The sequence below is a fragment of the Staphylococcus equorum genome, assembly GCF_029024965.1.
Taxonomy (GTDB): Bacteria; Bacillota; Bacilli; order Staphylococcales; family Staphylococcaceae; genus Staphylococcus; species Staphylococcus equorum.
On record NZ_CP118982.1, the window covers coordinates 605,159 to 624,731 of the forward strand.

Below are 19,573 nucleotides of genomic sequence, written 5' to 3' on the forward strand. Positions count from 1 at the left end.
AAAGTGAATTGAGGGAATGAAATTAAAAGTAGATGAAAAGTGCAAACTTTTTACTTGATATAATAAATATATCTGGTATACTAAATGTATCAAATAAACTAATAATACTTTGGAGGTATGTTTTTTATGACAACATTTAATTTTGATCCAGCACATTCAGTAGTAGAATTTTCAGTGAAGCACTTAATGATTTCTAACGTTAAAGGTAAATTTAAAGATTTCGATGTAAATTTAGAAGGCGACATTAATGATTTAAAATCTCTTAAAGGTACAGCTGTAATTAAAGCTGACTCAATTGATACAAACGTAGCAGACCGTGATGGTCATTTACGTAGTGGAGATTTCTTTGATTCTGAAAATTATCCAGATGTAAAATTTGAAATTACTTCAGTAGATGAAAAATCAGTAACGGGTAATTTAACAATTAAAGATGTAACTGAAGAAGAAACTTTTGATGCTTCTTATGAAGGTTCAAGTAAAAATCCATTAAATGGTGCAACAACTGCAGGCTTCATTGTAAATGGTACAATCAATCGCGAAAAATACGGCATGTCATTTAACCAAAAACTGGAAACAGGCGGCGTAATGGTTGGTAAAGATGTGAAATTCCAAGCTAGTATAGAATTTGCTTTAGAAGACTAAGAAACATAAACGTCTAAAATTTAAGCCTTATTAAAAAAATAGCTACTAGATAACCTAATATAGGTTCTAGTAGCTATTTTTATATAGATTAATGACTCTTTTCTTTTTTCTCACGCCAATATTTAAAGAATATATAAATACTAACACTCCAGAGAAGAATTATAGTACCGATACTAGTAATCAGTACGAAATTATAGTCTGTATGATCTCCACCAGTAAATATTTTTCCAATAAGGTCTGGGAGACATAAGATTAATATTAAAAAAGCAAAATATTTTTGTTTTATTACAAAACAAGTAATCGTTGTTATTAATAAAAGCATTAGTCCCATTGTAAAGTTAGTAGTTTGATTGGGTGACCAAAAAACAAATAATGGATTGTTACGTAACACGAATTCACACAGTAAGTAAATTCCGAAAATAACAGGTGCAATAACGAAAGCAGCAACATATGTTTTCTTACTATCGCCCCATCTCATAATTACTTTTTTTACTACAAACAATACCAATACAAAAGAACCAATAAAGATGAACAAAATATAGAGTATTAAAGATAAACTTAACTGGAATGAATTATCCAGCATTCTTGGAACAGTTGTCATTACAATCATAAATGAAATAATGTAAAGTATGTATTTATGAATACCTTTAGTTAAACTCAATTCTTTAGAAAAGTTATCAGCATAATCTTTAATAGGCGTGTTTAGTAAATTATTGATATTATCATTGTTTTCTTCAGCGATTATAATATGATCACGTAATTCTTCTTCAATCGCATTAACTTCATCTTCGTTCTTGCCACGAAATAATAATTCGATTCTTAATTTAAGTAAAAAATCTTCAGCTTTTTTAGTCAACAACGTCAACACTCCTCATTAAATTATTCATCCCATTATTTAAGTAGTTCCACTTACTTTTAAAATTTGCTAATTCTTTTTTACCGTCTTCAGTTAATAAATAATACTTACGTTTTGGTCCGCCAGTATCCGATTTTTTTGTTATTGTAGTGACATAACCATTTTTATTTAGTCGTAATAATACTGGATATATACTGCCATCGCTAATTTCAGGGAATTGTTGAGATTTTAATTTATCTAGAATTTCATAACCATATGTTTCACCTTGAGAAATCAGTCCCAATATGGCCCCATCTAATAATCCTTTCATCATTTGATTTGAAATTGACATATCATCCCTCTTTTCACTATCTTATAATATAAGGTAGTTTAAATTGTAAGATTTGTCAACTATCTTACGATAAAAGTTAGTGAGTTATAATTAATGCTTATTGATAAATAATGAAACGATGAAATGGGTATAGTGATACTAAGATAGGGGGAGATAACATGTCAACAGAATTGCCGAAAATTGGAAGACCTGCAACACAAGCACTTAATAATATAGGGATAACAACTTTGGAAAAAGTATCACAGTATGAGCGTACAGCGCTATTAGGCATTCATGGTATTGGACCTAAAGCGATTGAAATTCTTCATGAAGCGTTAATAGATATCAACTTGAATTTTAATAATGAAACCGAGTCAGACTTACCATTTAAATTAACGGGAGATTTAAATTGTGATAATGCACCTAAAAGAAAAGTAATGTTAGATTTTTTAATAGGCTCAATATTAGTAGATAAAGCACAATTATTTGAAGCTGTCACAGAAGATTTTATATGGGAGGTTCCTGGCGCTTTTGAATTACATGGTTTTGAAGCGTTTTATGATGAAATTAACGAACATAAATTCGACATTGCTTCATTGGAAGTAACGCATAATATTTCACATGGCAAATTAGGCGCAGTTCATGGCACTCAAATTGCTCAAAATGGAGATTCAGTTTATTTTGCAGACTTCTTTGAATTTGAAAGCCATAGCAAAAATGCTAAAGTAAAAAAGATAACATCATATGTAATTATGAATGAAGGAGAATCGTAAATGACAGTTCAAGTTAAGGAAAATAAAATAATTTTTACGAGAGATTTTAACACAACTGCACAAAATATATTTAAAGCTTATACTGACCGTGCTTTATTTGAACAATGGTTTCATCCACAAGGTGCAAAGACTGAGGTATTTCAATTTAATGTTCAGACTGGTGGACATGCATTTTTTGCTATACGTGCGCCTCAAGGTACAAGCTATACTGTGACTAATTATAATGAAGTGAAGGAACCTATACTCATTGATTACTATGATTACTTTGCAGACAAAGATGGTAATATTGATGAAAAAATGGCAGGTATGCATAACATCATTCATATAGAAGAAAAGAGTGACGGTTTAACTACGATTAAATCTATAGCAGAATTGCCAGATCCTAAAGCAGCACAACAATTGTTGGACATGGGTGTAGAAGAAGGTATGAATAGTACTTTTGATAATTTAGAGACACTTTTAACAAAATTATAAGAATAGTCAATAAGATGTTGAAAATCACCTGTTTATTCTAAGCCTCTTTTCGATATAATAGTATATGAAAAGAGGTGAGTGTATTGAATAAACGTTATGTTAAAGTACTTGGACTATATTCAGTGAGTACGCTAGTACCGGCGTTATTTTTAAATGAAAAAAGTTTAAGTCATACTACATTTAAATGGTTTATACGTACATTAACAGGATATGGCATCTTTGCTTATGGCTTACATGTGTTAAGTAAGTATAAAAATTAATATTTTATATAAAAAGAGAGTGGGAGAACGAAATCTAATTGTTTCAATAAGATTTCGTTCTTCCACTCTTTTTTGTCGACAGTTCTATTTGTGCACATAGATAAATCAATATCTTTCATACTGTTGAACTTAGGCTTGTGTCTCAGATGAGAAACAATCAAGCGTTATTTATTTAAAAGCGATCAATGACACTTTTAATTGTATAGGCGTTAAGTTTATTTATAATCGTTTCGTCAACATCACTATATATTTCATCAAGTGCAGGCGTTATATTTTTCCCAACAGGACAATCTGTGTTAGTGTGACCATGAATTTTGGCGAAATGGGTTGTGTCAGCAAAAATAAGCTTATATAAATCACCGAGTTTAATATCATGGGATGAACAAGATAAACTGTAACCGGCGATACCTTGGCTACTTTGTATAAAATTACCGTCTCTTAAATAACGACATAATTTTCTCACTAAGGTGGCGTTACTATTAATACTGTCAGCGATATATTGACTTGAAACAGGTTCATTTTTTATAGCTAACAGAGAGAGAATATGGATTGAAACAGAGAATTGTGTATTCAAGTATAGGCCTCCTTTAGGTTTTGCTTGTGTTTGTTTTTAGTACAAGTAAAGTTTACGTTATTTTAAGCTAATGCGCAATATATTAAATTTCAAAATTAAAAAACTTATTTTTTGACTATTAAATATCAAATGAAACTAATATAATAACATCATTGGTATAGATAAATCATCATTTTTTTAAAATAAAAAAGGGGGCATATTTCTTGGTAGATAATAATAAATCCATTAAGGACACTTACATGTCGAGAGAAACGATTGATAATATTAATAATCAAGTACAAATGAAGGAAGTTTTGTTTGATAAGACACCTTGTCGTTATGCGCTTAAATCAATTATGTCAGGATTCTTACTAGCAATCGTTACTGTATTTATGCTAGCTATAAAAACACAATTTGCAGGTGCAAATGAAGGTTTAATAAATTTAATGGGAGCTATTTCATTTAGTTTAGCCTTAGTTTTAATTGTACTGTCACATTCAGAATTATTAACGAGTAACTTTATGTTTTTAACAGTTGGTTGGTATTATAAAGTTATCGGTATGAATAAAGCGTTGGGTATTATGATGGTATGTTTTCTATTTAATATAATAGGTGGATTTTTCTTATTTGCTTTAATGAAATTCACGCCAATCATAACTTCAGACATGGTTGCAAGCTTAACGAAACTTGTGAATGGTAAGACGGTAGATGCCACATGGTATGGCATTTTAGGTAAAGCCATATTTTGTAATTTCTTTATTAATATTGGTATTTATTTATCAATTCAATTTAAAGACGGTCTAACTAAAGCATTTTTCATTGCTAGTGGAGTCATCGTCTTTGTATTTATGGGTTATGAGCACGTTGTATTTAATGCCGGGCTATACGCAGGTATGGTGTTTTATGATTTTGATGGAATCGCATGGTTACACGTATTAAAAAATATTGTGTTCGCCTTTATAGGTAATTATATTGGTGGAGGTATTTTCGTTGGTCTAGTTTATGCGTATTTAAATGGTAAACGAAATAGCTTACATAATTAATGGTATTCAAAATAGTAACAAGCATAATCATAATTTTTTTGTGATTGTGCTTTTTTTAGTTTTTAAAACATAATAATTGACTCAATAATTAAGAAGCCATATTGTATTGATATGATTGTAAATGGTTTATGATTTTTTTAGGGATGTTATCCATGAATGAATAAGCTATAAATGAGAAGGAGTGACAAAATGTCTGAATATAATATAAGAGTTGCTGTGGAATCTGACGCGGAGGCATTACAAAAATTGATGTATGAATCTTTTACTCCGTTAAGGGAATTAGGTATAGATTGGCCATCAGTTAATGCGAATGTTGAATTAGTTAAAAAGAATATTAAAACAAGTACGATGTTTGTACTAGAAGATGATCATGAAATAATTTCAACGCTTACGGTGCGTTATCCTTGGGAAGGAAAACGTCGTATCTCAATATATCCATTTGTTTGGTGGTTCGCTACGAAGCCGTCATATGATGGTAAAGGTATTGGAAGTAAATTGTTAAAATATGTTGAGGAGACTTATTTAAGAGACACGCTTAAAGCACCAGCAGTGACGCTTGGTACATCTGCACGTTTACACCCTTGGCTACTAGATATTTATAAAAAACGTGGTTATGAAATATACGGTGAGCACGAGAGTAACGATGGAGATTTGGGAGTTATCATGAGAAAAGTACTAATACCGGAAAGTTTTGACGAAGAAGTACTAGGTACGCCACCATTCTAATAAATTGAATAAATGCATAGGGAATCCCATTAGTGATTGAATAAGGGGATTCCCTATTTTTAAACTTTCATGTGATTTAATTCACAAAAGCAACTGAATTTATATTACAATGCAAGTGTAAAGAAAAGGGGGGATCATATGACTGATTTTATACTTGTTGTTCATGGCATGAATAAAGGGAAACAAAATGAATTACTTCATCATTTTTTGGAGCAATTGGTAAGTCGTAACGTACGTGATTATCATATTGCTTTCTTAGAAAGTAAAAATCAAAGTCTTGAACAAGTACTAGACACACGTATTCAACAGGGTACTAAAAGTTTTAATATCATTCCACTTTTACTTTTTCCAGCAAAGCATTATTTAGAAGATATTCCTATGATTTTAAAACTTTATGAGAATAAATATCCACATATTAAATATAAAATTGCTGAGCCACTTGGCACACATAAATTAATGACAACGCTAGTTAAACAGAAAATTTTATATAAAGTTAAAAGTCATCCTAAAATACAGCACATTATTTTAATGGCTCATGGCAGCGAACGTTATCGTCATCCTGATATTGCTTTATGGCAGTTAACTCAAGACTGTGACGTGTTTGAAATACCTATTTCTATGATGACATTATATGGTGACTACAATTATCGCTTTAACTTACTGCACTATTTAAAAAATAATACAGACATATTGATTGTACCCATATTTTTCTATGACGGCTTTTTGGTAAACAAAGCAAAACATCATATAGCACAAATGAATGATGGTTGTAATATACATTATACAGCAGCTATTAATTTTGACCCTTTGCTCTCAACGATGATTACAGAAAGAATTAAACAATTAGAGGTGTTTGAATGTGTATCCAATTCAACTCAACTTGTCAGATAAGCGTGTTGTAGTGATTGGCGCAGGTAAAGTTGCGTACAGAAAAGTACAACAGCTTATTAAGGAAGACATACAGTCGCTAGTTATTATAAGCAAAAAATTTTTACCGGAATTTTTTGAAATTGAATATCCTAAAATGAAGTTGTTTACGAAGTGCTATGACAGCGAAGATATTAAATATGCGGATATTATTTTTGCTGCAACAGATGACGAAGATGTTAATCATCTAATTAAGCAAGATGCTAAGCGTTATCAACTTGTTAACCATATAGGTGATAAAGCGCAATCTGATTTTTACAACATGTGCGAAATAAAATACAAAGACATAAGTATTCATTTTAGATCAAATGGTACAAATCGTAGCGGAGTGAAACAACTATCAAAAGCGGTACAAGCATTTTTAAATGAAGAGTATGAGGAGGAAGACAATGTCTAAAAAGCAGTTAGTAATGATTGGTAATGGCATGGCGGGCATACGCACGATTGAAGAAATATTAGAACGTGATGCACAGCAATATAACATAACGATTATAGGTAAGGAACCATATCCAAATTACAATCGAATTATGTTATCAAATATATTGCAGAAAAAGATGACAGTGGATGAGACCATTATGAATCCATTTGAGTGGTATAAAGACAATGATATTCAGCTTATTACAAATGATCCAGTAGTAGAGGTTAATCGAGAACTTAAACAAGTGATTACAGCTGATGGCCTTAGATGTAATTATGATATTTGTATATTTGCTACTGGTTCGAGTGCCTTTGTATTACCTATACCAGGTGCATCTTTATCGAGTGTAATAGGTTGGAGAACGATTGAAGACACTGAGCGTATGATTGAAATTGCTAAAACAAAGCAGCGTGCTATCGTAATCGGCGGTGGTTTGCTGGGATTAGAATGTGCACGTGGATTAATGGATCAAGGTATGGAAGTTACTGTGGTACATCTTGCTGAATGGCTTATGGAAATGCAATTAGATAAAAAGGCTGCAGATATGTTGAAAGCAGATTTAGAAGCACAAGGAATGCACTTTAAATTGCAGGCAAGTACACAAGAAATACTTGGACAAGAAGATGTTACCGGTGTTTTGTTAGCGGATGGTACAACATTAGCAGCAGATTTAGTGGTCATGGCAGTTGGTATTCGACCGTATACACAAGTTGCGCAGTCAAGTGGCTTAAAAGTGAATAGAGGCATTGTCGTTAATGATTATATGCAAACGAGTGATGAAGCTATTTTTGCAGTTGGTGAATGTGCAGAACACAATGGTAAAGTATATGGATTAGTTGCGCCATTATATGAGCAGGGTAAAGTATTGGCAGACCATTTAACCGGTCGAGAAACAGAAGGCTATAGAGGTTCCACAACATTTACTTCTTTAAAAGTTTCGGGTTGTGATTTATATAGTGCTGGTCAAATTAAAGAAGATATAGATATCCAAGGTGTAGAGGTTTTTGACAGTGTTAATAAACATTATAAGAAAGTGTTTCTAAAAGATGAAAGTATTGTCGGAGCAGTCTTATATGGAGATATTGATGATGGTCCAAGATTTTTTAATATGATGAAAAAACAAGAACCATTAGAGGATTACACGATGGTTTCACTTATGCATAAAGGCGGAGAAACGAGTGAAATAAGTATTGCCGACATGTCAGATGATGAGACAGTTTGTGGATGCAATGGTGTCAGCAAAGGAAAGATTGTGAGTGCAATTAATGAGCATGGTCTTACTAGTGTAGAAGCAGTCACAAAAGAAACAAAAGCTGGCAATTCATGTGGTAAGTGTAAAGGGCAAATTGGTCAGATTTTAGAGTATACATTAGGTGATGATTTTGTTGCTTCTAAACCATCTGGTATATGTGCATGTACTGAGCTCACGCGTGATCAAATTGTTACTCAGATAAGAGCAAAAGGATTGAAAACGTCTAAGGAAGTACGCTATGCACTCAATTTTAATGATAAGTCGGGTTGTCCAAAGTGTAGACCAGCTATTAATTATTATTTGAATATGGTTTATCCATTTGAGCATAATGATGAAATTGAGTCACGTTTTGCAAATGAACGCTATCATGCCAACATTCAAAATGACGGTACATTTTCTGTGATTCCCCAAATGCGCGGTGGTGTTACGAATGCAGATCAGTTAATTCGGTTAGGAGAAGTTGCTAAAAAATAGGATGTGCCATTAGTGAAAGTGACAGGTTCTCAACGTATAGGGTTGTATGGTGTTAAAAAAGAATTACTACCACAAATATGGTCAGATTTAGGTATGCGTTCAGCTTCAGCATATGCGAAAAAGACACGCTCAGTTAAAAGTTGTGTAGGTAAGGAATTTTGCCGATTTGGTACGCAATATACTACGCAATTAGGTATTCGTTTAGAAAAGACATTCGAACACATCGACACGCCACATAAGTTTAAAATGGGTGTCTCTGGTTGTCCAAGAAGCTGTGTAGAATCTGGTGTTAAAGACTTTGGTGTTATCAGCGTTGAAAATGGCTTTCAAATTTATATTGGGGGCAATGGCGGTACGGACGTAACAAAGGGTTTACATTTAACTACCGTTGAAACAGAAGATGAGGTCATTAAATTATGTGGTGCGATGATGCAATATTACAGAGAGACTGGTATTTATGCAGAACGTACTGCACCGTGGATACAGCGATTAGGTTTTGAAAAAGTTAAAGCAGTTTTATTAAATCAAGAAAGACAAGACGATTTGTTCAATCGTATTTTGGAAGCGAAAAAAGCTATAGAAGCTGAACCATGGTCACACATTATAAATAATGAAGTAGCACAAAAAATATTTGAAGTGGAGAAAGTTTAATTATGAAAGCATTAGAAAAAATAAAAGTAGCAACGGTCGATGAGCTTGTTCCTTTAGTTGGCAAAAAGGTAATCATAAACGATATCGAAATTGGTTTATTTTTAACAGAATCAGGTGAAATACACGCAGTTCATAATGTATGTCCTCATAAACAGGGACCACTTTCAGAAGGTACGGTAAGCGGTGAATTTGTATATTGTCCTTTGCATGATCAAAAAATAGATTTGAAAACGGGACTCGTTCAGTCACCAGATACTGGATGTGTGGATGTTTACGATGTAGAAATTCATAATGGAGCTGTATATATATGCCATTAAACACTTATGGCAAGGTATATCTCGTAGGTGCTGGACCTGGGCAGCCTGAATTATTAACAAGAAAGGCCGAGCGTCTTATTCGAAGTGCAGATATCATTTTGTATGACAGATTAGTCAATCCGTTCATTTTACAATTAGTAAGACCAGAAATTGAAATAATAAATGTGGGTAAGGAAGCATACCGTAAGCATATTCAACAAAAAGTTATAAATGAAAAATTAATTTCAGCTGCAAAGCACCATAAATGTGTTGTTAGATTAAAGGGTGGGGATCCTGCAATTTTTGGTAGAGTCCATGAAGAGGTTGTTACATTGTCACAAGCCGGTATTGATTTTGAAGTTGTACCAGGTATTACAACAGCGAGTGCTGCTGTGGCCTCAGTAGGTTTAGGATTAACAATTCGTAATGTCGCCCAAAGTGTCACTTTTACGACAGGGCATCTGAATAAAAATAGTCAGCAGCAAGTTGATGTTACAGCACTTATAAACGGGGGGACGTTAGCTATTTATATGGGTGTGAAGCGGTTGAGTGAAATTATGAATGATATATATCAGACTATACAAGTAGATTATCCAGTATTGCTCATATTTAATGTTTCTTCTTTTAATGAAAAACACATCATAGGTACGGTAACTACAATTGCGGAGCAGGTTTCTGATGATTTAGAACAAATATCACCTGGCATAGTGATTGTAGGTGATATGGCAGCTTATGAAAATATTAAAAGCACCTTGAAAAAATGTACTAGTAAGAAACATTTAATTTCTGGACCCCGTTTACAGGCAATTGAGCAAGCATTTGATATCTATGAAAACGGTGGATGGTGCTTAATTAACCCTGATGAAAAGCATGAACTTCATCACAGCCAACAGTTGTTTATAGAACAACAATTAATGCAGCATTTTGATGAGAAAATTCACTCTAAGGATATAAAATAAGATGATTTCAGAAGATAATTGATAACCCCAAAGTATAAAAAAGATGATTTCTATTGTAGTGAATAGAGATCATCTTTTTTATATTTATAGGACATTAAATTACTTTTGCTCATGAGTGTGTACTTAAAAACTAAGGGTATTTCCACCGCTTATTAGGTGATTCCCTAATATTTGAAATTTGTGAAAAAATGTACAATTTAGTTAAGCAGTGAATGAAGTGAACCATAGAATCCTACTTTAAAAATTTTACTGGCAATGATCTGAGAGGGTGTTTTCAATGAAAAAATTTGGATTAAGCTTTTTTAAGCCGACAGAAAAATTTAATGGTGACTGGTCGGTCTTAGAAAGTAAGAGTCGGGAATGGGAGAAAATGTATAGAGAAAGATGGAGTCATGACAAAGTAGTTAGAACGACTCATGGTGTGAATTGCACAGGTTCTTGCTCATGGAAAGTATTTGTTAAAAATGGTGTGATTACATGGGAAAATCAACAAACAGACTATCCAAGTTGTGGGCCTGATATGCCTGAATTTGAACCTAGAGGTTGCCCACGTGGTGCTTCATTTTCTTGGTATGAATATAGTCCTTTAAGAATTCGGTATCCATATATCCGTAAAAAGTTGTGGGAACTTTGGGTAGAAGCCCTAGAAACTCATGATAATAATACGATAGAAGCTTGGGCATCTATCGTAGAAGATGAGGAAAAAGCAAAATTATATAAACAAGCACGAGGCAAAGGTGGATTAGTGAGAACGAATTGGAAAGACGTAGGGAAACTCATATCTGCTCAAATTATTTATACTATCAAAAAATTTGGTCCAGATAGAATAGCTGGTTTTACCCCGATACCTGCTATGTCTATGTTGAGTTATGCTTCTGGTGCACGATTTGTGAGTTTACTTGGTGGAGAAATGCTGAGTTTTTATGATTGGTATGCAGATTTACCACCTGCTTCACCTCAAATTTGGGGTGAACAAACCGACGTGCCTGAATCAAGTGATTGGTATAACGCATCTTACATTATGATGTGGGGTTCTAATGTACCGATGACTCGTACCCCAGACGCACACTTTATGACTGAAGTTCGATATAAAGGAACGAAAGTGGTGTCAATTGCACCTGATTATGCAGAGAATGTGAAATTTGCAGACAATTGGTTAGCACCACATCCTGGTTCTGATGCAGCACTTGCCCAAGCGATGACGCATGTCATACTGCAAGAACATTACGTTAATCAACCCAATGCGCATTTTATAAATTATTCAAAACAATATACGGATATGCCATTTATTATCATGTTAGATAAAGATGAAAATGGTTTTAAAGCAGGTCGTTTCTTAAGAGCAAATGACTTAGGCGAAACAGTAGAGCATAGTGAATGGAAGCCTGTCATTTTTGATAAAATCACCCAGAACTTAACGGTTCCAAATGGCACAATGGGACAACGTTGGGAAAAAGATAAACAATGGAATTTAAAATTAGAAAATGAAGACGGTAGTAAAATTGACCCGGCACTGAGTCTTGCAGAAGATCATTTTGAATTAGAAAAAATACAATTTCCATATTTCAATAATGAGGGCAATGGTATTTTTGAACGACCAATTGCGGTTAAAAAAATTACTCTAGCAAATGGAAAAGAACAATATATAACGACAGTTTATGATTTAATGACAAGTCAATATGGCATAAAAAGATTTAATCATGAATTAGAAGCGAAGGACTATAAAGATGCAAATTCATATTATACACCTGCATGGCAAGAAAAAGTGACAGGTGTGAAACAAGATGTGGTTACGCAAGTGGCACGTGAATTTGCGCAAAATGCAATTGATACAAAGGGTAAATCGATGATCATTATGGGTGCAGGTATTAACCATTGGTTTAACTCAGATACGATATACCGTTCTATCTTGAATTTAGTATTACTATGTGGCTGTCAGGGTGTGAATGGTGGCGGATGGGCGCATTATGTTGGCCAAGAAAAATGTAGACCCATTGAAGGGTGGAATACACTTGCATTCGCCAAAGATTGGCAAGGACCACCAAGATTACAAAATGGCACGAGTTGGTTCTATTTTGCGACAGATCAGTGGAAATATGAAGAATCTAATGTGGATAGTATAAAATCCCCATTAGCTGAGAATATTAAGCACCAACATCCAGCAGATTATAATGTGCTAGCAGCCAGATTAGGTTGGTTGCCTTCGTATCCACAATTTAATAAAAATAGTTTGTCATTTGGTGAAGCAGCAAGAGAGGCAAATGAATTTAATAATGAAGCGATTTTAAAACGTGCAGTAGATTCTGTGAAATCGAGAGATACAGAGTTTGCGATTGAAGATCCTGATTTGAAAAAGAATCATCCTAAAACGTTATTCCTCTGGCGTTCTAATTTAATATCTAGTTCTGCGAAAGGGCAAGAGTATTTTATGAAACATTTACTCGGTGCAAAGTCTGGACTATTGGCAGAACCGAATGAAGAAGTGAAACCAGAAGAGATTCAATGGAGAGATGACACTGAAGGCAAGTTAGATTTACTTGTGTCACTAGATTTTAGAATGACTTCGACACCACTTTACTCAGACATTGTCTTGCCAGCTGCGACATGGTATGAGAAGCATGACTTATCATCTACGGATATGCATCCTTTTGTACATCCATTTAATCCGGCGATTGATCCTTTATGGGAATCACGTTCAGATTGGGATATTTTCAAATCGTTAAGTAAAGAAGTGTCAGAAAATGCGAAAAAACACCTTACAGGCGTATACAAAGATGTCGTAACTACACCTTTAGCTCATGATACGCAACAAGAAATATCGAATGTGAACGGTATTGTAAAAGACTGGACTAAAGGTGAAGTAGAAGCTATTCCTGGTAAGACAATGCCAAGCTTCACAGTTGTTGATAGAGATTATACAAAAATATTTGATAAATATGTCACACTCGGGCCTTTATTAGAAAAAGCTAAAGTGGGTGCTCATGGTGTGAGTTTTACAGTGTCAGAACAATATGAAGAGCTGAAACATATGGTCGGTACTTGGAATGATGACAAAGAAGATTCAGTGAGAAACGGTAGACCTAGAATAGATACTGCAAGACGTGCAGCAGATGCTGTATTGAATTTATCTTCAGCTACAAATGGCAAATTATCACAAAAATCTTATGAAGATTTAGAACAACAAACAGGCATGCCATTAAAAGATATTTCTAGTGAACGTGCATCAGAAAAAATAACGTTTTTAAATATGACGGCCCAACCAAGAGAAGTTATTCCAACTGCAGTGTTTCCTGGTTCAAATAAAAATGGACAGCGTTATTCACCTTTTACAACAAATATTGAACGTTTAGTACCATTTAGAACATTAACAGGACGTCAAAGTTATTATATTGATCATGAAATATTCCAACAATTTGGAGAAAACTTACCTGTCTATAAACCAACTTTACCGCCAATGGTATTTGGGACAAGGGATAAGCATGTCTCGATGGATGATCAAACACTCGTATTACGCTACTTAACCCCACATGGTAAATGGAATATCCATTCTACTTATCAAGACAACCAACATATGTTGACACTGTTTAGAGGTGGTCCAACGGTTTGGATTTCAAAAGAGGATGCAAAAGCACATGATATTGCAGACAATCAATGGTTAGAAGTTTACAACAGAAACGGAGTAGTAACTGCTCGAGCAGTTGTGTCACACCGTATGCCAAGAGGAACGATGTTTATGTATCACGCTCAAGATAAGCATATTGAAACTCCAGGTTCTGAAATTACAGAAACAAGAGGTGGTTCTCATAATGCACCAACACGAATACATTTAAAGCCAACACAACTTGTAGGTGGTTATGCACAAATCAGTTATCACTTTAATTATTATGGTCCTATTGGAAATCAAAGAGATGTTTATGTAGCTGTTAGAAAACTGAAGGAGGTTGACTGGCTTGAAGATTAAAGCACAGATCGCAATGGTATTAAACTTAGATAAATGTATAGGTTGTCATACTTGTAGTGTCACTTGTAAGAGTACATGGACAAACCGACCCGGAGCTGAATATATGTGGTTTAACAATGTAGAAACTAAGCCAGGTATTGGCTACCCCAAAAGATGGGAAGACCAAGAACAGTATAAAGGTGGATGGTACTTAAATAAAAAAGGAAAACTAGAACTTAAATCTGGTAGTAAATGGTCAAAAATAGCATTAGGGAAAATATTTTATAATCCTGATATGCCAGTGATTAAAGATTACTATGAGCCGTGGACTTATAATTATGAACACCTTACGACAGCTAAAGCAGGTAATCATTCGCCAGTCGCTAAAGCACATTCTCTAATATCAGGTGAGAAATTAGATTTGAATTGGGGACCTAACTGGGAAGATGATTTAGCAGGGGGGCACGTTACTGGACCAGAAGACCCTAATATTCAACGTATTGAAGAAGATATTAAATTTAAATTCGATGAAACCTTTATGATGTATCTACCAAGATTATGCGAGCATTGTTTGAACCCGAGTTGTGTTGCTTCATGTCCTTCTGGTGCAATGTATAAACGAGACGAAGATGGTATTGTGCTAGTCGATCAAGAGGCTTGTCGTGGTTGGAGATATTGTATGACAGGTTGCCCATATAAAAAAGTTTATTTTAACTGGAAAACCAATAAAGCAGAGAAGTGTACATTTTGTTTCCCACGTATTGAAGCAGGCACGCCTACAGTATGTTCTGAAACGTGTACTGGTCGTATGAGATATTTAGGTGTTTTACTATACGATGCCGACAGAGTTGAAGAAGCGGCTAGTGCAGAAAAAGAACAAGATTTATATGAAAAACAACTCGATTTATTCTTAAATCCATATGATGAATCAGTGATTGAACAAGCACAAAAAGATGGTGTTTCAATGGAATGGATTGAGGCAGCTCAAAATTCACCAGTTTACAAACTCGCTATTGAATATAAACTTGCGTTTCCATTGCATCCTGAATATCGCACTATGCCAATGGTTTGGTATTGTCCACCATTGAGTCCAATTATGAGTTATTTTGAAGGACAAACGGCAACAGATGCAAATAGAAATCCTGATATGATATTCCCAGCAATTGAAGAAATGAGATTACCAATTCAATATTTAGCAAATTTATTTACTGCTGGAGATACAGAATCAATTAAAATAGCGTTACAACGTATGGCAATTATGAGAAGTTATATGCGTGCAGAAGTGACAAACAAACCATTTGATACTGATAAATTATCAAGACTTGGATTAACTGAACGCCAAACAAAAGATATGTATCGTTTGTTAGCTATAGCGAAATATGAGGATCGCTTTGTAATTCCAACATCTCATAAAGAAGACTATATAGATACGTATCGTGCTCAAGGTAGCCAAGGTTATGGTGGAGAATACTTCGGTTCTAATTGTGAAGGATGTGGTGTTCCTGTGGGTACAGCATCTGAAAAATCAGGACAAGAGATATACAACGAAAATTTCTATGGAGGGATTTTCCGTGATTAATCTAACGCAGTATTATTATTATCAAGAAACTTTTGGTTACTTAGCTCAACAGTTGGAATTTCCTGAAAAATTGACATTTCATCCGAAAACATTTGAAGAAGTTATTGATTTGGGACATCCAGCGTTTGATGATTTATTAATTTATCGTGAAAAGTTGCATGAACTCAGCCTGTTAGAAATTAAACAATTGTATTCAGACACATTTGATTTTAATAAAAAGGCACCACTTTATATGACTTATAATAAATTTGATACACAAAAGGAACGTGGACAGTTACTCGCTAAATTAAAAGTATTATATGAGATGTTTGGATTGGAAATGGCAGCCAATGAATTGCCAGATTATTTACCTTTAATGCTAGAGTTTTTATATGTCGCACAATGGCAAAATGATTCACGCGCACAAGGAAATATTGAATTTATCATCATGATTATTGAAGATGGTACTTATGCGATGGCACAACAATTAAAAGAAAAAGATAGCCCATATTATTACTTAATCAAAGGATTAAGAGCTACTTTGAAAGCGTGCATCGAACCTGTATCAGAGGTGAAGACAAATGTTTAATCAATTTCTATGGGTGATTGTACCTTATCTTTGCGTAGCTATTTTTTTAATTGGGCACATCGCACGATATAAATTTGATAAATTTTCATGGACTGCTAAATCTAGTGAATTTATTGAAAAGAAACAATTGAAATGGGGCAGTCTCATGTTCCATTTAGGCATAATTCCCGTAGCTATGGGGCATTTTGTAGGCTTAGTTATACCTGCATCTTGGTTATCAGCAGTCGGTGTTAATGATCACTTGTATCATATAGGAGCAGTGTATATTGGGAGTATATTTGGTATAATAACTATGATAGGTATGTTGTTGCTAACCGCACGCCGTGTAACTAAAAAGAACATTAGAAAATTGAGTTCTGCCTCAGATATTATTGTGAATTTTTTACTTCTAATTATTGTTTTTATGGGCTGCTATGCTACTTTAGTAACAAATGCAACGATACCAACATTTGATTATAGAGAGACAATTTCAATATGGTTTAGACAACTATTTATGTTTTCACCTGATGCTACATTAATGACGCATGTACCACTCGCGTTTAAGATGCATATACTTCTAGGATTTGTGATTATGGCTTTTTGGCCGTTTACTAGATTAGTTCATGTGTGGAGTGTACCACTAACTTATGTGAGCCGTAGTTACATTATTTATCGAAAGCATAAAGTGTGAATGGAGGCGAAAGATTGAGCCTATTATCTTTTAATGAACAAGTGAATTATCAAGCCGTTTTAGACACGCTACGTATTGAAGAAGGTTTTGATTTTGCAGGATTGGCATTTTACAAAGATGAAAACCAATTGTCACCGATAAAATGGAATTATGTATCTGGAAGTACCAATTCTCGCTATAAACTTATTGTGCTTAGAATAGGTAAAGGGATTGCAGGAAATGTGATGAAAACAGGTAAGCGAATGGTGATAGAAGATATCAATCAATTTCTCTTACCGAGCGAAAAACACAAATATCCAATAATATTATGTGAACGGCTAACAGCAGTGATGGCAATACCATTATGGTATGAAAATTACGTTTATGGTGTGCTATTATTAGGTCAAAGAAATAATAGACCACTACCTCAAACATGTCACTCTATTTCAATCGTAAATAAATTGGGTGTTTTTAATGAAGAAGACTAGGTGATTTTATGAAAACGAATCAAGTGGAAAATATAGACCAATTGTTAGTTCAATATTTTAATAATACAACTGAAAAAATAGTATTTGTTGATAAATATGGTCAAGTGATAGCGATGAATAAAGCAGCGCATGATATTATTTCACCGGATAATGACTACCAAGAAATGACTAATACGATATGTAGTCGCTGTGATGGGTATACAAATGAATATGATTTACAATCATGTACAAATTGCTTTTTAGAAGCTGATTCAGTTGGAAATACAAGTTTTCAAGTATTTATGAAAACGACGCGTGGTAAAGTTGAACCTTTTACAGCGACATATCAAACTATTGATGAAACAAAAGATATTAAAGCATTTACATTACAAAATGTTTCACCTCAAATAGAGCGTCATGACAAGATGTATCAGCGAAAAATGATGCAAAAAACGATATCTGCACAAGAAAATGAAAGAAAAAGAATATCACGTGAATTGCATGACAGTCTCGTACAAGAAATGTTAAACATCGATGTGGAATTACGGCTGCTGAAATACCATAGAGAAATGCAAACTTTGGTAGATAATTCTAAGCGAATAGAAGGATTAATGTCCAAATTGATAGATGATATTCGTAATTTATCTGTTGAATTGCGGCCGTCATCCTTGGATGATCTAGGTTTAGATGCAGCATTTAAAACCTATTTCAAACAAGTTGAAGCCAATTATGGCATACGCATAGAATATCACTCTAATCTAGCTTCACATCGCTTTGATAGTGAGATTGAAACAGTCGTATATCGTGTTGTTCAAGAGGCATTGTTTAACGCAATAAAATATGCTGGTGTAGATACTGTTGATATTGATTTGCATGTAAACGACTATAAATTAATTGCAGAAATTATAGATAGAGGCAAAGGCTTTATTAAAACAGATCAACCACAAGGTACCGGGTTAGGACTTTATGGTATGAATGAACGCGCAGAACTCGTTAATGCAGAAGTAAGTATAGATACACAGATTGATAGAGGTACTATCGTTACATTAGAAGTTCCAATATAAGGGAATAAGGAGAAATTAATTTTGAGAATAGTGATAGCAGATGATCATGCTGTTGTGCGCACAGGATTTTCTATGATTTTAAACTATCAAGAAGATATGGAAGTCGTTGGGACGGCAGCTGATGGTGTAGAAGCGTACCAGAAAGTAATGGAATACAAGCCAGATGTTTTAATTATGGACTTAAGCATGCCACCGGGTGAATCAGGGCTTATTGCAACAAGTAAGATATCTGAGAGTTTTCCAGAAACAAAGATATTGATATTAACGATGTTTGACGATGAGGAATATTTATTTCATGTATTAAGGAATGGCGCAAAAGGCTACATTTTAAAAAATGCTCCAGATGAACAGCTTTTATTGGCTATAAGAACCGTTTACCAAGGTGAAACTTACGTAGATATGAAACTCACAACATCGCTAGTAAACGAATTCGTTAACAATTCGTTTCAAGATACTCAAGCGAGTAATGATCCATTTAAAATTTTATCTAAAAGAGAAATCGAGATTTTGCCTTTAATTGCAAAGGGATATGGCAATAAAGACATCGCTCAAAAGTTATTCGTCTCTGTCAAAACGGTGGAAGCACATAAAACACATATCATGCAAAAACTAGACTTAAAAACAAAACCTGAATTAGTTGAATATGCAATGAAGAAAAAACTAGTCGACTTTTAAATCAGATAGATTCATCA

The 19,573-nt window shown here is 34.0% G+C and carries 20 protein-coding genes and 1 pseudogene; 18 read left to right on the top strand and 3 right to left on the bottom strand.

Going from position 1 to position 19,573, the window contains the following annotated elements:
- The first annotated feature begins 126 nt into the window (after positions 1-126).
- On the top strand, positions 127-642 hold the full coding sequence (locus tag PYW44_RS02715; RefSeq protein WP_002506787.1) for a YceI family protein: 516 nt from the start codon (positions 127-129) through the stop codon (positions 640-642).
- A gap of 88 nt (positions 643-730) precedes the next feature.
- On the opposite strand, the gene PYW44_RS02720 is transcribed toward PYW44_RS02715, so the two are convergent.
- Positions 731-1,510 carry a hypothetical protein gene (locus PYW44_RS02720; protein WP_051300673.1) on the bottom strand — a complete coding sequence of 260 codons (780 nt, stop codon included), beginning with the start codon at positions 1,508-1,510 and terminating at the stop codon, positions 731-733.
- Positions 1,491-1,829, bottom strand: a complete 339-nt coding sequence (locus PYW44_RS02725) for a PadR family transcriptional regulator (protein WP_002506789.1) — start codon at positions 1,827-1,829, stop codon at positions 1,491-1,493. The genes PYW44_RS02720 and PYW44_RS02725 overlap by 20 nt, the downstream gene beginning before the upstream one ends.
- A 158-nt stretch (positions 1,830-1,987) precedes the next feature.
- Between PYW44_RS02725 and PYW44_RS02730 the strand changes: the two genes are divergently transcribed.
- The 3 genes from PYW44_RS02730 to PYW44_RS02740 all read left to right on the top strand — a co-directional run bounded on the left by PYW44_RS02730 (position 1,988) and on the right by PYW44_RS02740 (position 3,315).
- Entirely contained in the window at positions 1,988-2,581 is a 594-nt protein-coding gene (locus PYW44_RS02730) for a DNA-binding protein (RefSeq protein ID WP_021338521.1), read from the top strand.
- On the top strand, positions 2,582-3,055 hold the full coding sequence (locus PYW44_RS02735) for an SRPBCC family protein (protein WP_021338520.1): 474 nt from the start codon (positions 2,582-2,584) through the stop codon (positions 3,053-3,055).
- A gap of 83 nt (positions 3,056-3,138) precedes the next feature.
- Positions 3,139-3,315 (top strand): hypothetical protein, encoded by a 177-nt coding sequence (locus tag PYW44_RS02740; protein ID WP_002506792.1) that lies wholly within the window; start codon positions 3,139-3,141, stop codon positions 3,313-3,315.
- Between the two features lie 172 nt (positions 3,316-3,487).
- Here PYW44_RS02740 and PYW44_RS02745 read toward each other — a convergent pair whose 3' ends face one another.
- On the bottom strand, positions 3,488-3,889 hold the full coding sequence (locus tag PYW44_RS02745) for an Rrf2 family transcriptional regulator (RefSeq protein WP_021338519.1): 402 nt from the start codon (positions 3,887-3,889) through the stop codon (positions 3,488-3,490).
- Positions 3,890-4,092: 203 nt separating this feature from the next.
- Between PYW44_RS02745 and PYW44_RS02750 the strand changes: the two genes are divergently transcribed.
- The 14 genes and pseudogenes from PYW44_RS02750 (at position 4,093) to nreC (ending at position 19,556) form a co-directional block, all read left to right on the top strand.
- Positions 4,093-4,911 (top strand): formate/nitrite transporter family protein, encoded by an 819-nt coding sequence (locus tag PYW44_RS02750; protein WP_064783457.1) that lies wholly within the window; start codon positions 4,093-4,095, stop codon positions 4,909-4,911.
- 189 nt (positions 4,912-5,100) lie between these two features.
- Positions 5,101-5,637 carry a GNAT family N-acetyltransferase gene (locus PYW44_RS02755; RefSeq protein ID WP_002506798.1) on the top strand — a complete coding sequence of 179 codons (537 nt, stop codon included), beginning with the start codon at positions 5,101-5,103 and terminating at the stop codon, positions 5,635-5,637.
- Positions 5,638-5,775: 138 nt separating this feature from the next.
- Complete coding sequence (locus tag PYW44_RS02760; RefSeq protein ID WP_021338517.1) at positions 5,776-6,528, top strand: sirohydrochlorin chelatase; 753 nt, start codon at positions 5,776-5,778, stop codon at positions 6,526-6,528.
- The gene (locus PYW44_RS02765) at positions 6,518-6,961 is read left to right on the top strand and encodes a precorrin-2 dehydrogenase/sirohydrochlorin ferrochelatase family protein (protein WP_102134930.1); all 444 of its coding nucleotides are present in this window, start codon (positions 6,518-6,520) and stop codon (positions 6,959-6,961) included. The genes PYW44_RS02760 and PYW44_RS02765 overlap by 11 nt, the downstream gene beginning before the upstream one ends.
- Positions 6,954-9,359, top strand: a pseudogene (gene nirB, locus PYW44_RS02770) (nitrite reductase large subunit NirB). The gene PYW44_RS02765 and the pseudogene nirB overlap by 8 nt, the downstream one beginning before the upstream one ends.
- A 2-nt stretch (positions 9,360-9,361) precedes the next feature.
- Positions 9,362-9,676 carry a nitrite reductase small subunit NirD gene (gene nirD, locus PYW44_RS02775; RefSeq protein ID WP_002506802.1) on the top strand — a complete coding sequence of 105 codons (315 nt, stop codon included), beginning with the start codon at positions 9,362-9,364 and terminating at the stop codon, positions 9,674-9,676.
- Positions 9,667-10,614 (top strand): uroporphyrinogen-III C-methyltransferase, encoded by a 948-nt coding sequence (gene cobA, locus PYW44_RS02780; RefSeq protein ID WP_046465911.1) that lies wholly within the window; start codon positions 9,667-9,669, stop codon positions 10,612-10,614. Before nirD ends, cobA begins: the two co-directional genes overlap by 10 nt.
- Positions 10,615-10,891: 277 nt before the next feature.
- On the top strand, positions 10,892-14,575 hold the full coding sequence (locus PYW44_RS02785) for a nitrate reductase subunit alpha (protein WP_115075955.1): 3,684 nt from the start codon (positions 10,892-10,894) through the stop codon (positions 14,573-14,575).
- A complete protein-coding gene (gene narH / locus PYW44_RS02790) occupies positions 14,565-16,133 on the top strand; it encodes a nitrate reductase subunit beta (protein ID WP_021338513.1) in 1,569 nt (522 codons plus the stop codon). The genes PYW44_RS02785 and narH overlap by 11 nt, the downstream gene beginning before the upstream one ends.
- Positions 16,126-16,701 carry a nitrate reductase molybdenum cofactor assembly chaperone gene (narJ, locus tag PYW44_RS02795; protein WP_021338512.1) on the top strand — a complete coding sequence of 192 codons (576 nt, stop codon included), beginning with the start codon at positions 16,126-16,128 and terminating at the stop codon, positions 16,699-16,701. Before narH ends, narJ begins: the two co-directional genes overlap by 8 nt.
- Positions 16,694-17,371 carry a respiratory nitrate reductase subunit gamma gene (gene narI, locus PYW44_RS02800; protein ID WP_002506807.1) on the top strand — a complete coding sequence of 226 codons (678 nt, stop codon included), beginning with the start codon at positions 16,694-16,696 and terminating at the stop codon, positions 17,369-17,371. Before narJ ends, narI begins: the two co-directional genes overlap by 8 nt.
- 14 nt (positions 17,372-17,385) lie before the next feature.
- Positions 17,386-17,838: a nitrate respiration regulation accessory nitrate sensor NreA gene (gene nreA / locus PYW44_RS02805; RefSeq protein WP_021338511.1), complete on the top strand. Its 453-nt coding sequence runs from the start codon at positions 17,386-17,388 to the stop codon at positions 17,836-17,838.
- An 8-nt stretch (positions 17,839-17,846) separates the two neighbouring features.
- Positions 17,847-18,881, top strand: coding sequence for a sensor histidine kinase (locus PYW44_RS02810; protein ID WP_021338510.1), 1,035 nt, complete (start codon positions 17,847-17,849; stop codon positions 18,879-18,881).
- 21 nt (positions 18,882-18,902) lie between these two features.
- Positions 18,903-19,556, top strand: a complete 654-nt coding sequence (gene nreC, locus PYW44_RS02815) for a nitrate respiration regulation response regulator NreC (RefSeq protein ID WP_002506810.1) — start codon at positions 18,903-18,905, stop codon at positions 19,554-19,556.
- The last annotated feature ends 17 nt before the right edge of the window (positions 19,557-19,573 follow it).